General features: G+C 67.6%; 12 protein-coding genes. 2 read left to right on the top strand and 10 right to left on the bottom strand.

Features of this window, described 5'->3' with window-relative positions; all coding sequences use genetic code 11:
* Positions 1–2: 2 nt before the first annotated feature.
* Entirely contained in the window at positions 3–992 is a 990-nt protein-coding gene (locus ACFFJ7_RS07225) for an alpha/beta hydrolase (RefSeq protein ID WP_377591493.1), read from the bottom strand.
* A 252-nt stretch (positions 993–1,244) separates the two neighbouring features.
* Here ACFFJ7_RS07225 and ACFFJ7_RS07220 point away from each other — a divergent pair, with 252 nt between their 5' ends.
* Positions 1,245–1,520, top strand: a complete 276-nt coding sequence (locus ACFFJ7_RS07220) for a DUF6460 domain-containing protein (protein ID WP_166948397.1) — start codon at positions 1,245–1,247, stop codon at positions 1,518–1,520.
* Here ACFFJ7_RS07220 and ACFFJ7_RS07215 read toward each other — a convergent pair.
* Positions 1,514–2,254, bottom strand: a complete 741-nt coding sequence (locus ACFFJ7_RS07215; RefSeq protein ID WP_246224981.1) for a transporter substrate-binding domain-containing protein — start codon at positions 2,252–2,254, stop codon at positions 1,514–1,516. The two genes, ACFFJ7_RS07220 and ACFFJ7_RS07215, sit on opposite strands and share 7 nt — an antisense overlap.
* Before the next feature lie 275 nt (positions 2,255–2,529).
* Here ACFFJ7_RS07215 and ACFFJ7_RS07210 point away from each other — a divergent pair, with 275 nt between their 5' ends.
* The gene (locus ACFFJ7_RS07210) at positions 2,530–4,374 is read left to right on the top strand and encodes a glycosyltransferase (RefSeq protein WP_166948392.1); all 1,845 of its coding nucleotides are present in this window, start codon (positions 2,530–2,532) and stop codon (positions 4,372–4,374) included.
* On the opposite strand, the gene ACFFJ7_RS07205 is transcribed toward ACFFJ7_RS07210, so the two are convergent.
* The 8 genes from ACFFJ7_RS07205 to recO all read right to left on the bottom strand — a co-directional run bounded on the left by ACFFJ7_RS07205 (position 4,361) and on the right by recO (position 13,998).
* Entirely contained in the window at positions 4,361–4,954 is a 594-nt protein-coding gene (locus ACFFJ7_RS07205; RefSeq protein WP_166948390.1) for an SCO family protein, read from the bottom strand. The two genes, ACFFJ7_RS07210 and ACFFJ7_RS07205, sit on opposite strands and share 14 nt — an antisense overlap.
* A 209-nt stretch (positions 4,955–5,163) precedes the next feature.
* Positions 5,164–6,036, bottom strand: coding sequence for a metallophosphoesterase (locus ACFFJ7_RS07200; protein WP_377591489.1), 873 nt, complete (start codon positions 6,034–6,036; stop codon positions 5,164–5,166).
* A gap of 91 nt (positions 6,037–6,127) precedes the next feature.
* Positions 6,128–7,393, bottom strand: coding sequence for an ABC transporter permease (locus ACFFJ7_RS07195; protein WP_377591487.1), 1,266 nt, complete (start codon positions 7,391–7,393; stop codon positions 6,128–6,130).
* The gene (locus ACFFJ7_RS07190; protein WP_377591485.1) at positions 7,390–8,127 is read right to left on the bottom strand and encodes an ABC transporter ATP-binding protein; all 738 of its coding nucleotides are present in this window, start codon (positions 8,125–8,127) and stop codon (positions 7,390–7,392) included. Before ACFFJ7_RS07190 ends, ACFFJ7_RS07195 begins: the two co-directional genes overlap by 4 nt.
* A complete protein-coding gene (locus ACFFJ7_RS07185) occupies positions 8,128–8,613 on the bottom strand; it encodes a hypothetical protein (protein ID WP_377591483.1) in 486 nt (161 codons plus the stop codon).
* Between the two features lie 255 nt (positions 8,614–8,868).
* Positions 8,869–10,617 (bottom strand): alkaline phosphatase, encoded by a 1,749-nt coding sequence (locus ACFFJ7_RS07180; RefSeq protein ID WP_166948381.1) that lies wholly within the window; start codon positions 10,615–10,617, stop codon positions 8,869–8,871.
* A gap of 281 nt (positions 10,618–10,898) precedes the next feature.
* Positions 10,899–13,157, bottom strand: coding sequence for a DNA topoisomerase IV subunit A (gene parC, locus ACFFJ7_RS07175; protein WP_377591481.1), 2,259 nt, complete (start codon positions 13,155–13,157; stop codon positions 10,899–10,901).
* A 100-nt stretch (positions 13,158–13,257) separates the two neighbouring features.
* Positions 13,258–13,998, bottom strand: a complete 741-nt coding sequence (recO, locus tag ACFFJ7_RS07170) for a DNA repair protein RecO (RefSeq protein WP_166948377.1) — start codon at positions 13,996–13,998, stop codon at positions 13,258–13,260.
* Positions 13,999–14,007: the final 9 nt, after the last annotated feature.

The following is a 14,007-nucleotide window of genomic DNA, read 5'->3' as shown; positions in this document are numbered from 1 at the left end:
CGCTACAGGAAAGTCGCGAGGAACGCCTCGGAGCGCGCCAGCGCCCTGTCCGCGAGCGTGCCGGGGAAGACGACGAAGACATGCGCGCCGCCCGGCCAAACGGCGAGTTCGGCCCGGTTGCCGGCCGCGACCCAGCGCGTGTGCAGGAACAGCGTGTCGTCGACCAGCGGATCGCGGGTGCCCACGATCAGGTGCGCCGGCGGCAGGCCGGACAGGTCGGCATAAAGAGGAGAGATGTCCGGGTGGCGCGGGTCGTGTCCGCCGAGTTCCGGCCCGCCGAGGTAGCTTTCCACGAACTTTTCGATATCGCGGGTGTTGAGCACCAGCTTTTCCTCGCCCCAGTGCCGCACGCTCGGCGTGAGGCCGAGGTCGAAGCAGCCCGCCGTGAGGACGGCGCCGCTGAAGGGCGACAGCCCATGCCTGTCGCGCAGCCGCAGCAGCGTGACGAGCGACAGGTGCGCGCCCGCCGATTCGCCGCCGATGAACAGCCGCTCGGCGCCGAAGAGGGCCGCACCCTCGCGCGCGAGCCAGAGCGCCGCCGCCTCGCAGTCGTCGGGACCGGCCGGATAGGGATGTTCGGGAGCGAGCCTGTATTCCACAGAGATGGCGACGAGCCCGAGGTTGTCGGCGAAGCGTTCCAGCCGCGCATCCTGCCCGTCGGCGGTGCCGAACGTCCATCCGCCGCCGTGAATGTGCAGGAAGGCGCCGCGCGTGCTATCGCGCGGCTCCACGATGCGCAGCGGAATGGCGCCGCGCGGGCCCGGGATCTCGACGGTGCGGGCGCGCGGACTCAGGATCGGTGCGGGAAACGCCCCCCGTCCCTGCGCGCGCAGGTCGCGCACCTCCTGCGGCGGCAGGCTCCACTGGTCGGGCGCGGCGTTGATCAGGTCGACGATCGCCGTGTTCAGCTTCCTCGTCTCCGCGTCGATCCGCTCGGAATCGAACAGCGCCGCATCGAGCGCGGGCAGTTGGCATGGCACAGCCCCGGTCATCGTTTCCCCCGTGTTGCCTGCCGGCGCCGGCGGCGCCGGGAGCTTGAAATGCGTCGCTTGATATCGCGTGATTCGAATACAACGTTATGATAGCCCGGCGTGCCCGGCCAGCGCGAAACCGCACACGCCGGCTGCGGCCGGAGACCGTCCGATTTTTCTTCCGCTTTAAGGTATGCCGTGCTGCCGAATTATGACAAAACGGGGCAACCAGCCCCGAAGCCGACGACAGGCCCGTCCGACGGAGAGAATGTGATGTCAAATGGTTCCCTGAACCGCTTCCTTGGCGGCTCGCCCGGCGGTGTCCTCATCCGGCTGCTGTTCCTGTCGCTGATCGTCGGCGCGGTGATGTCGTGGTGGGGCGTGTCGCCGGTCGACCTTTACGAGGGCATCACCTCGCTGGTGCGCCAGTTGATCGACGAGGGCTTCGCCAGCCTGCGCAACGTGGGCATCTGGATCGGCTACGGTGCCATGATCGTGGTGCCGGTGTGGCTGCTGCTGCGCATCCTGCGCAGCGGCTCCGGTCAATAGAAGCTGACGGGAAAATGGCGCAGGTAGATTTCGGTATACGTGCCGTTTTCCCACAGCTTTCGTAGCGCGTAATCCAGTGCATCGCGCAATACGGTGTCGTCGTTTCGCACGATGAAGCCGACACCCTCGCCGAAAAAGCGGCTCTCCAGATAGGGGCCGCCGGCGAAAATGCAGCAGTCGCCCGCCGCCGCGCCATTGAGCCACAGGGCCAGCGACATGCCGTCCGCGAACAGGTAGTCGACATCCCCCGCCTTCAGTGCCGCCTGCGCCGCCTGCAGGCTGGCGAACGGCACGCGCGCCGCCTGCGGGAAGAAGGCGGCGAGATAAGCCTCGTGCGCCGTCTCCCGCACCACCGCGACCTTGCGCCCGGTAAGCACCGCCGCCTGCAGTGGCCCGTCCGCCGGCCCTTCTGCAACTGCAGGGCGGCGTGTGACGAAGCGCGCAGGCGTGCGGTGATAAGACGCGGTGACGCTGAAGCGCTCATGTAGCGCCGGGCGGATCGGGATGGCGGCGGCCACGACATCGCCGCGGCGGTCGGCCAGCGAATCGAGCAGCGTGTCGAAGCGGCGCACCTGGATCGTGCAGCTCAGCTCAAGCAGCGCGCAGGCGGCCCGCGCCAGCTCCACCGAAAAGCCGGTCGGCTGGCCGCCCGGGCCAGTGAAGTGCAACGGCGGAAATTCGTCGTCCGTGAGGAAGCGGACGACGCGCGCCCCGAGCAGATCCGGCTTCTGCATCCGTGCCTCCGCGCCCCAGAAACCGGGAACCGTCACGGTCGCCGCATCGGCGCGCGCGCACAGGCCAAGCCATGCTGCCGCAAACAGCAAAGCTGAAACATGACATATCTGTCGCAAAAAGATAAATGAATGCCGCATTGCGCCGACGATCTTATATCGAATGCATAACCGTGGAAACCGATGTTGACGCCTGACCCGACGATAAAACGCGCCTGCCCCGGCGGCCCGCCCGGCCGTCTCCCGCCGCCCGCCGTCGTGCGGTCAGGCGGCCCGCGATGAGCGGGGAACAGGCGCGGCCACCGGGCGATATTCCTGCCGACATCGCGTTTCTCGCCAGCCACGGCATTCCTCCCGCCCTCCTCGGCGATGCCGCGCGGTGGGCGCGCCATTGGCAGGTACCGGCATCCGAAGCGGTGCTTGCGCTCGAACTCATGCCTGAGGAAGCGCTCTACCGCGCCCTCGCGCGCGAACTCGGCCTGCCCTTCCTGCCGGAAGAGGTGCAGCTGGGGGCCGATGCCCACTATCCGGAGGCGCTGCACGCCGGCGCGCTGCCGCTCGCGCCGAACCGCCACGGGCTTCGCTACGCCATCGCGCCGGACGGGCGGGCCATCCGCATGCTGTTCCAGCACCGCTACCGGTTGAGCGGCCGGGGATTCGCGCTCACCACGCCACGCCGCCTCGCCCGGCTCGCCAGCGGCCGCTTCCAGCGCGAGATCGCCAGCGAGATTTCCGGCGGGTTGGCGGCGCGCATGCCCCAGTTCTCCGTCTTCCACGGCCTCGTCCGGCGCCAGCGCGCCGGCCTGCTGGTGTGCGCCGGCCTGTTGCTGACCGGGATGGCACTCTTCCCCGTTTCCGTCCTGCAAGGGCTGATGCTGGCCGCTGCCGTCGTCTTTCTGGCGATGGAAATGCAGCGGATCGCCTGTTGCCTGGAGAGGCCGCAATGGACGGCGCGAACGCTGCTGCCGCCGCTGCTCGCGGACGCGGAACTCCCCGTCTACACGGTCATCGTGGCGCTCTACCGCGAGACGCAGGTGGTGCCGCAGCTCCTGCACGCGCTGCGCTCGCTCGACTATCCACCCGCCAAGCTCGACATCAATCTCGTGCTGGAGGAAGACGATACGCAGACGCGCGAGGCGATCGAGGCCTGCGAGCCGCCGCCCCACCTCCGGGTTCTCGTCGCGCCCGCGGGTCGTCCGCGCACGAAGCCCCGCGCCCTCAACATGGCGCTGGCGACCGCGCGCGGCAGGCATGTCGTGGTCTACGACGCGGAAGACATCCCCGACCCGCGCCAGCTCAGGCTCGCGGCGACGCTGTTCCGCGCCTTTCCGGACGCCGCCTGCCTGCAGGCACACCTTGTGATAGACAACCCGCGCGACGGCCTGCTGCCGAGCCTGTTCGCCGCCGAATACGCCGCCTTGTTCGACGCCGTCAATCCGGGCCTCGCGGCCGGGCGGCTGCCAGTGCTGCTCGGCGGCACCTCCAACCATCTGCGCACGGCGGTCCTGCGCCGGATCGGCGGCTGGGACGCCTGGAACGTCACGGAAGACGCGGACCTCGGCATCCGTCTGGCGCGCTTCGGGTGGCGCGTCATGGACCTGCCCTCCGCCACGCGGGAGGAGGCGCCGATCACGGCCGGCGCCTGGATAAGGCAGCGCGCACGGTGGCTGAAGGGGTGGATGCAGGTGTGCATCACCCATGCGCGCCATCCCCGCGCCGCCTGGCGCGAACTCGGGCCTGCCGGCTTCATCCTTGCCTCGACGCTGACCTTCGGCACGGTCCTCGGCGCGCTCGGCATGCCGCTGTTCATGCCCGCCTCGGCCTGGATGCTATGGAGCGCGTTCGGCACGACGCAGGCATGGCCGGACGCCATCGTCCTCGGCTTCTCGTCCGCCGTCTGGATAGGCGGCCTGCTGGCACTGATGCTGCCGATGGTCGTCGGGCTCCGGCGCCAACGCCGGCTGCGGCTGCTGTGGGTGACGCCGTTCCTGCCCGTTTATCTCCTGATGCTGTCGCTCGCCGCGTGGTGGGGGTTGCTCGAACTGCTCATCGCTCCCCACCACTGGCACAAGACACGGCACGGCCTCTCGCGCAGGCGCACGTCGCCCTTTACAGGCGGCTGATCAGCTCCTTGGCCGCGTCCTCAGGCGGGCGCTGCAGGTTGAACGCGCCGACGAAGCGCCCCTGCTTGTCCATCTGGTAGACGATTGCCGTGTGATCCATCGTGTAGTCTTCCGGCGCGTCGCCGGTCGGCACCTTTTTCGCGTAGACCTTGAACGCCTTGATGATGGCGTCGGTCTGCGCGCGGTCGCCGCTGAGGCCGAGGATGCGGTCGTCGAAGCTGGCGAGATAGTCCTTGAGAACCACGGACGTATCGCGCTCCGGATCGACGGTGACGAACAGCACGTGCGCGCCGTTCGCCCGGTCTCCCGCCGCGCGCAGCACCTCCGACACCTCGAACAGCGTCGTGGGGCAGATGTCGGGACAATGGGTAAAGCCGAAGAAGACCAGGGTTGGCGCGCCGAGGAAATCCTTCTCCGTCACCTGCCGGCCGTTATGGTCGGTCATCGTAAACGCACCGCCGACCGCCGAGGGAGCCGGTGCGTCCGCGCCGCCGCGCAGCTGCAGCAGGATGGCGCTGCCGAGAATGAGCAGGCCGACGAGAAAGACGATCAGGGGCAGCGCCCGACGCACACCTGCCATTGCCATATCCCGAACCTCCCATGTCGTTCGCCAGATGAAGACGATTTCCGGTCGGATCGCCCTTCCGGTCCGTCTATTTGACGGAGCGCGATGCCTGTCGGCGCTCCCGGCTCCGCTTCGCCGCTGAGTAGCCGCCGGCGACGGCGCGCGCAAGCGGGATAACGCGATTGTGCAGGTCCGCACGCTGCGACATATGGCGGCGCACGGCCTTATGACACCGTATCGATCCAGTCGACGGGCACGGCATCGAAGCCCTTGCCCGGGATGCCGGTTTCCGTGACCGCCGCCTCGAACAGCGACAGCCGGTCGTCGACGAAGCGGGCCATGCGCGCGCGGCCCGTGCTGTAGGAGCCGCCGTCGAGGTTGATGCGGTCGCGGGCGAGCTGCGCGTCGGCGCGCGTGACGACGTCGAGATGGCCCTGCAGGTGGCCGTGCGCAACGAACACGCCCTGATGGCCGCGCCGCCCCTCCTGCCGCGGCTCGAAACGGGCGAAGGTGTAGCGTATCCAGGCCCAGTGCAGGTCGTAGTCCAGCTTCGCGATGTCAACCTCGACCGGCGCGAGCAGGAACGCCGCGAGCGGGATGCGCGGGTTGACGCCGCCATGGACGAACAGCACGTTGCCGGACCGGAAATGCGGGCGCAGGCCGGTAAGCCACGCCAGCCGCCGTTCCCCCAGCGCATCGGCCAGCGCGAAGGGCGAGCCGATGCCGAGTTCCGCCAGAAAGCCCGGGCCGCCGTGCTGCATCCACAGCGCGCGGGCGCTGATGCAGCGGGGATCGTGCGCGGGCAGCATGGCGAGACGCAGCATTTGCTCGTGGTTGCCCCACAGGCCGACGACCTCGTCCGCCTGCACGCGCTCGTGCGCCGCGGCAGCGAGATCGAGCGTGGCAATGGACTGCGGCCCACGGTTGATGAGATCGCCGAGGAAAACCACGATGCGCCGTTTGCCGGGCAGGCGCGGCGTGCGCGCGATGCGCTCCAGCAGGTCGTCCAGCAGCGGCGCATGGCCATGGATGTCGCCGATGGCGAAAATCTCCGCATCCGGCGCGACGGAGAATGTCAAAGTGAGCGTGTGAGTCATCGAACCCGAACGTATAACGGCGGAGCCTGCCGCCCCGCCGTTTATTATAGGCACAATCGATACCGCAAGCCGCCCGGAGGCAGCAATGCTGTCACGCCCTCAGCGCAGCCGCCGGCGGCTGGCGGTAGGCGAGCCACGCGGGGATGAGCGCGATCAGCGCGGCCACCAGCAGCAGCACGGCGGCGAAGCCGACGTCGCTTGCCTCCAGCGTTACCGGCAGCACGATGCCGCTCTGCACGGTGAAGAAAGACGCTGCCACCTTCGCGCCCAGATAGCCCAGACCGACACCGAGAGCGACACCGAGCCCGATCAGCAGCAACAGTTCCACCCACACCACGCCGAAGATCGCCGCGCGCGGCGCGCCGAGCGCCCTGAGCGCGCCGATCTGGCGGCGGCGCTGCGACAGATGCACCACCGACACCAGCACCACGGCCGCGCCGACGAGCGCCTGCGTGCCGATGGCAATGGCGGTCAGCACCAGCCGCGCGTCGCCGAGCGTCGCATAGAGGCGCGTCAGCACCTCCGCCGGGAACACGCCGACCGTCGTTTCCGCGCGGTACTCCTGCCGCAGCTGGTACGCGGCGGCGATGGACTTCGGCTTGACGATGATTGCCGGAACGCCGGGAACGCCGGCCGACCACGGGGGGCCCAGATGGTCCGCCGCCGCGTGGTCCTGCGCACCGTCGTGATCGTGGTCGTGGTCGCCTGCGGCCGCGTGATCGCCTTCCGCATGCGCGCCCGCCGGCCCCATCCCGTGGATGCTCCAGACGGTCTCGATGGGGACGAGGATCGCCCGGTCCCACGGCGTGCCCGTCGGCGCGAGCCGCCCCACGATCGTGTAGGCCAGTTCGTCGTGGCTATGCCCACCCTCGCCCGGCAGGCCGTGAATCGGCTTGACCGTATCGCCCGGCTGGAGATCGACCAGGGCACCGGCCACAGCGTCCGTGCGCTTCTCGAAGACATGGCCCGCGAGCAACTGCCGGCGACCCTTGTCGGTCAGGAACTCGTTCGTGGTGCCCACGATGGGCGAGCCCTGGAACGAATCACCGAAGCCCACCGGCGCCGCCCAGTCGACGCGCGGATCCTCGGCAAGCTTCTTCAGCACCTGCCCCGGCAGCAGTGTGAGCGGCGCCGCCTGCAGAAAGACGGAACTCAGCACCAGTTGCGTCTCGCTGCCGGCCGCGCCGATAACGACGTCGAAACGGTCTGCGGCGCGCGCGCTGCCAAGGCGCAACGCCCGCTCCTGGATGCCCACGGCGATGCCGAGCGCCGTCGCGAGGCCGATCAGCAGCACGATCACCAGCGATCCGGCCCACAGACGACGCAGGTCGGCCAGAATGAAACGGACGGGAATCATGATGTCACCTGCCCCTGCTGCGCGGCCGCGGCGGACGCGGCCGTGGGCGGCACCGCCGTCTGAGCCGTGTCCTCGACGATGCGCCCGGCAACGAGCCGCAGCCGCCGCTGCAACCGCGAGGCGAGACGCGGATCGTGGGTGACGGCGATCAGCGTGGCGTTTTCCTCGTCCGCCAGCTCCGTCAACAGATCACCCACCACCGCGCCGCTCGCCGCGTCGAGACTGGCAGTCGGTTCGTCGGCGACCAGCACGGCCGGCTTGCCGAGCAGCGCACGCGCCACCGCCACGCGCTGCATCTCGCCGCGCGACATGGTCTCGATACGCTGGTCGTGCCGTTTCAGGCCCACGCGCTCCAGCAGCGCCGCCGCGCGGCCGCGCAATTCCGCGGGCACGGAAAAGACGCGGAAGCGCACCGGCAGCAGCACGTTCTCAATGGCGCTGAGGCCCGGAAACAGATGAAACTCCTGCATCACGAGACCGACGTGCGTCGCACGCCACGCATCCCGCTGCGATTCAGTGAGGGGCACGAGATCGATATCGCCCCAGCGCACCGCGCCTTGATCGGGTTTCTCCAGCCCCGTGATGACGTTGATCAGCGTCGTCTTGCCGGAGCCCGACGGCCCCGTGATCACGACATTCTCGCCCGGCGCGATTTCAAGCCGCGGGATGTCGAGCACCGGCGCGTCGAGCCCGGGGAAGCTCACCCTGACGTCGGAAAGCTGGAGCGCGACCATCTATACGGACCTGAAGCGGGCGTCGGTGAGGCGCAACTGGCTGACGAAGCCGGTTTCCGGATCGATCCACGACCCGACTTCGAGCGTGCCGGTGACCTCGATGGTCTGGTTCGATTGCACGAAGGTCTGCTTGTCGCCGAGGTAGACAACGACGATGTCCTCCGGCCAGTCGGCGTCCGACGAGCAGAACGGGCACAGCGCCATCGGCATCTTGGTGAGCACGAAGAACTTGGACTCGGCCTTCAGCGGCGGCGCCATGAAGCCGCGCATGGAGACCTTCCGCCCCTTGAGTCGCTTGACCTGCTCCGAAAACTCCAGACCCAGCACGCTGAACTTGCCATAGAGCTGCTCGAACGTCAGCATATCGCCCTGCGCGCGCACCGGGGCGACATGGCCCGCCAATGTAAGCGCGGCCGCGCCGCCCATGCCCGCGCGCACGATATCGCGGCGCGACACCGGCTCGCCTGTCCATGAGGAACGTTTCATTTCAGCCTCCGATATCCATCCCGCCCTTCCGGCGTCCGGAAGGTGGACACCTTCCCGGGCCAGAAATCGGACAAACACGAGGAAACGTCGATTCACTTTCCGTTTACTCGCAGCGGGAATCCGATAACGCCATAACGATATATCAGAACGCAGTTCCGTTTCATGACAATTATCACTTACGCTAAAGCTGCCGGTATCTCAAAAACAGCACGTCCGGACGGCTTCCCGTCCGGACGAAATCTTCATATCGGATAATTACTGCTTGGCGCCGAGGGCGAGAGCGTCCACGACCACGCGATAGACGTCCGAGTTCTCCATGTAACCCTTGAGCTTCTCGGAGCCGGGGCCCTGCGACTGCAGCACCACGTCGTCGACCGCATGCACACCGGTGTCGCCGCTGCGCGGGATGTTGCCGATGCGCAGGACGGCGCCGGGAACGTTCCGGTACTGCTCGTTGGCGATGTACTCGTCCTTCTCGTTCTTGATCGCGGGGACGAACGGGCCATCGAGCTTCGGACGCCACGTCTCGTAGTAGTCCGGGAAGTTGTTAGAGAAGATGGCGAGGCGCTTGCTGACGTTGATGTCGTCAGGATAGGTGTCGCCGTCCTTGTCCTCGTAGTTCGGGAAGCCGGCGTCCTGGTAGGTGCCGACCTTCTCGCGCATGTCATCGCCCGGCTTGTTGTCGTCGATGGTGCCGACAACGCCCACGCCGTGGGTGTGGTCGGCGGTGACGATGACCAGCGTGTCGGGGTGCTTCTCGGCGAACTCACGCGCCACGCCGACAGCGTTGTCGAACTCGATCGTCTCGACAGCAGCGCGGTCCCAGTCGAGCGGATGCGACATCTTGTCGATGGAGGCGCCCTCGACCATCAGCACGAAGCCGTCCTCGTTCTTCGACAGCACGTCCAGCGCCGCCTTGGTCATGTCCACGAGACCGGGCTGGTTCGGGAACTTGTCGACGGTACCCCGCTTGAGGAACTGGCGGTCGAGCAGCACGTCCATGTTACCGGTGTGGAACAGGCCGAGGACCTTGCCGGAGTTGGTCTCGGCGGCCGACTTGATCAGGCTGTCGCGGTCCGTGGCGATCGAGTAGCCCTCGTCGCGGAACTTGGCGATGTAGTCGATGTCGTCCTTGCGCTTGGAGCCAGGCGTGCCCTGCGGCAGGAAGTAGGCCGAGCCGCCGCCGAGCAGAACGTCGGGCAGCACGGCGAAGTGCATGCCGACGATCTTGTCCTTGTCGGCGCGCTTGCGGGTGTTGGCGACGAGCGCGGCCGGCGTCGCGTCCTCCACCTCGGCGGTGGTGACGATGCCGAGCTTCTTGTTCGGGGCCGCGCGGCGCAGCGCCTGGCCGAGGGTTTCCTGCTTCGGATGCTCAAGCGAGTTCTTGGCGCGGCTGTCGTAGACGCCGAGCGCATTCACGGCGGACTTGTGGCCGGTGAAGTAGGCGGAAGCCGTGTTCGCGCTGTCGGCGGCGATCGAGTCCGTGCTCGACGTGCCGATGAAGGCGAGGTTCGGCAGGTAGTCCATGTTGAGCTTGGCGTTAGCCTTGCCCTGGGTGTTGCCGCGCGACATGATGCGGGCGGCCGTGCGGTGGGCGACGGACATGCCGTCGCCGATCAGGAAGATCACGTTCTTCGCGACAGGCTTGTCGGCGGTGCCGTACACTTCCCAGGTCACGGACTTCGCGGGCTGACCGGCGACGCTGGCCTCGATCTTGTAGGTGCCGGGCTTGGCGATGACGACGTCGTTGAGACGGATCGCGGACGCATTGGCATCCTTTTCCTTCTCGGTGAACTCGGCCTTCTTGCCGAACACGGAGGCATGATCCTCACCGTTCACCAGGACCTTGACGTCGGCTTCCTTCACAACCTCGGGAAATTCGACCTTGAAGTCGAACTTCGAACCGGAAAGGATCGTCGCGCGATCGATCGGATAAATGGCTTGCGCGCCAGCGACGCCCGGCACGAGCGCCACGGCCGTCGCGACCAACCAATAGTGTCGCATGTTGCAATTTCCTTGTTAGACAGAAGTACTTCGCCCACCCCGCACAGACGCGGCCATACCCGGTCGCGGGATTGTCCGGACAGTAGGAACGCCCCATGTCAATGAGATGACCGAACATGAAAAAACGCGCCGCGACGCTCGCTGTACTTGCATAGATATGAAATAACGTTTCTAAATGCAATGTAATTACATTTCGCTCTCTTGCCGTATCACGCGAATACCCTCGCGCCCGTGGCGGAAAAACCCGCCAGCCGGCCGCCCTCCCCGCATGCCCGCTACGATTACCGGAACCTGTTGTTGCGCGGAAAGCCCTTCGGCGGCAGGCGCCCGCCATCGGCGCGGTTGCCGAGCCAGGCGCGGATTTCGGCCTCGGGCACCGTCCACGTGCGGCCTGAGGCGTCGGTCCATGTCAGTCCGTCCGCAATACTGAAGACGCGCGCGTCGGAGATGCCACCGTCTCCATAGCGCTGCAGGCGCACGCCGCGCCCACGCGCCATCTCCGGCAACTGGACGACCGGGAACACCAGCAGCTTGCGGTTTTCGCCGACGACGGCAACGTGGTCGCCGTTCGCCGGCACGCACAGACGCGCCCGGCCGGCGGCATCAAGGTTCAGCACCTGCTTGCCCTTGCGCGTGTTGGCGACGATGTCGTCCGCCGCCGCGATGAAGCCGCGTCCGTCAGAGGCCGCCAGCAGCAGCTTTTCGCCCGAAACGTAGGGGAAGGCGGCGACGATCGCGGCGTTCTCGTCTATATCCGCCATCAGTCGCAACGGATCGCCCACGCCGCGCCCGCCGGGCAACTTCGCCGCCTCGATGGTGAAGACGCGCCCGTCGTCGGTCAGCACCAGCAGCCGTGCCGTCGTCTCGGTGGGGAACGACAGGAAGAGCTTGTCGTCGCCTTTGAACTGCAGGCTCGACAGGTCAACGCCGTGGCCCTTCAGCGCCCTGATCCAGCCCTTGGCCGACAGCACAACGGTGATCGGCTCGCGCTCGACCATCGCCTCCGTGAGGTCGGCACCCGCCGCCTCCGGCGCCTCGGCGAAGGTGGTGCGCCGACGCCCGAGCGCGGTTTCGGGGCCGAAGAGCTTGCGCACCTCGCGCACCTCCCCCGCCACCCTCTTCCACTGGCTTTCCTCGGAGGCCAGCAGCGCCTCGATGCCAGCGCGCTCCTCCGTCAGCTTATCATGCTCGCGGCGCAGCTCCATCTCCTCCAGCTTGCGCAGCGAACGCAGCCGCGTGTTGAGGATGGCCTCGGCCTGCACGTCGGTGAGCGAAAAGGCGGCGATGAGCGCGGGTTTCGCCTCATCCTCCTCACGGATGATCCTGATGACGCGGTCGAGATCGAGATAGATGATCAGCAGGCCGTCGAGGATTTCGAGGCGGCGCACGATCTCGCCAAGCCGGAAGCGGGAACGGCGCAGCAGTACGTCGCGCCGGTGGTCAAGCCATTCGCGCAGTACTTCCGCAAGGCTCAACACTTTCGGAATCTGCCCCGCCGCCAGCACGTTAAGGTTGAGCGACAGGCGCGATTCGAGTTCGGTCAGCCGGAACAGCGATTCCATCATCAGCACGTCATCGACGGTCCGCGCGCGCGGTTCGATGACGATGCGGATGTCCTCCGCCGATTCGTCGCGGATATCGGCGACCAGCGGCAGCTTCTTGGCGAGGAGCAGATCGGCGGCTTTCTCGATCAGCCGCCCCTTGGTCACGCCATAGGGAATCTCGGTGACAATCGCCGTCCACTGGCCACGCGCTCCCTCCTCCCGCGTCCAGCGGGCGCGCACGCGGAAGCCGCCGCGTCCCGTGCGGTAGGCTTCGGCGATGGTCTCGCGGTCGTCCACGATGATGCCGCCCGTGGGCAGGTCCGGCCCCAGCACGAAGGTCAGCAGGGCGTCGGTGTCGGCGGCCGGATGCGTGATCAGATAGAGTGCCGCGTCGCACAGTTCGGCGGCGTTGTGGGGCGGGATGGAGGTGGCCATGCCGACCGCGATGCCCTGCGCGCCGTTCGCCATCAGGTTCGGAAAGGCCGCCGGCAGCACGACAGGCTCGCGGTTGGTCTCGTCGTAGGTGTCGCGGAAGTCGACCGCATCCTCATCGATGCCCTGCAGCAGAAGCTGCGCGACGGGTGTCAGCCGCGCCTCGGTGTAGCGCATGGCGGCGGCATTGTCGCCGTCGACATTGCCGAAGTTGCCCTGCCCCTCGATCAGCGGATAACGCTGGGCGAAATCCTGAGCGAGGCGCACCAGCGCGTCATAGATGGACTGGTCCCCGTGCGGATGGAACTGACCCATGACATCGCCGACGACGCGCGCGGATTTCTTGAAGGCCGCGCCCGGCTCAAGCCGCAGCAGCCGCATGCCGTGGAGGATGCGCCGGTGGACGGGTTTGAGGCCGTCGCGCGCGTCGGGCAGCGCGCGATGCATGATGGTGGAGAGCGCATAGGCAAGGTAGCGCTCTTCCAGCGCCTCGCGCAGGCCGACTTCCTCGATGCCGCCGTCATCGCGCCCGCCCGCCGGCGGCAAATCCGCTTTCTTGCCCATTGAACCCCTGAGAACCCCGCACCGAATCCCGTCTTGTCGCGAACATATATCGAACGACACCGATCATCGCAAGCCGCCTTGCGTCGGACAGGCCCGTGCATCACGCGAGCAGCGACAGCAGGCGCGCCCGCGCGTCCGGCAGCGGTGCGTCGCGGGAGCCGTAGATGTGGCGCGCGAGGAAATGGCCGGTGAGCGCGAAGCCCGCCCGCACCGCCGCGTTGCCGGGATGGCCTGCACCCGCCATGAAGCCCCGCCCGTTGCCGGAATCGCGCAGGAAGGCCGGCAGCGCCAGCAGCCTGTCCTGGTATGGCTCGCCGGCCCGCGCCGACACTGCCCGCCCGGTTCGTGGCGATACATAGATGAGGTCCTGCGTCGCGCCCGTCACGGCGCATTGCGTGAGATCGAGACCGAAGCCGAATTCCGCGAGCAGGGCGAGTTCGAAGCGCACGAGCAGCACGGGGGCGATGCCGGCCTCGTCCAGGTGGTCGAGCACGACGAGTGCGGCGTCGTAGAGGGCAGGATGCGGATCGCGCTCGGGCAACAGGCGCAGCAGATCGGCGAGCAGGCCGAGACCGTTCAGCGCCAGCGGCGAATCGAGAAAGCGGGCGGCGCGCGACACGGTGCCCTCGACGCGGTACTGGCCGAGCTGGCCCTCGACGCGCCCGCGCCAGACGGCCTCGACCGAATTTCCCGTCTGCAGCACCGGCTGCATGCGCAACGAACGCCCGCCACGCAACAGCCCGCCGTGACGGCCGCGCGCGCGCGTCAGCAGATCGAGGATGACGCTCGTCTCCCCGTGCCGCCTGATGCCGAGTACAATGCCTTCGTCCTGCCATTGCATGGCTTTCCA

The organism is Pseudochelatococcus lubricantis (assembly GCF_042432495.1).
Taxonomy (GTDB): Bacteria; Pseudomonadota; Alphaproteobacteria; order Rhizobiales; family Beijerinckiaceae; genus Pseudochelatococcus; species Pseudochelatococcus lubricantis.
The sequence above is the reverse complement of the archived record's forward strand: the minus strand, read 5'-3'. Positions and strand labels throughout refer to the sequence as shown.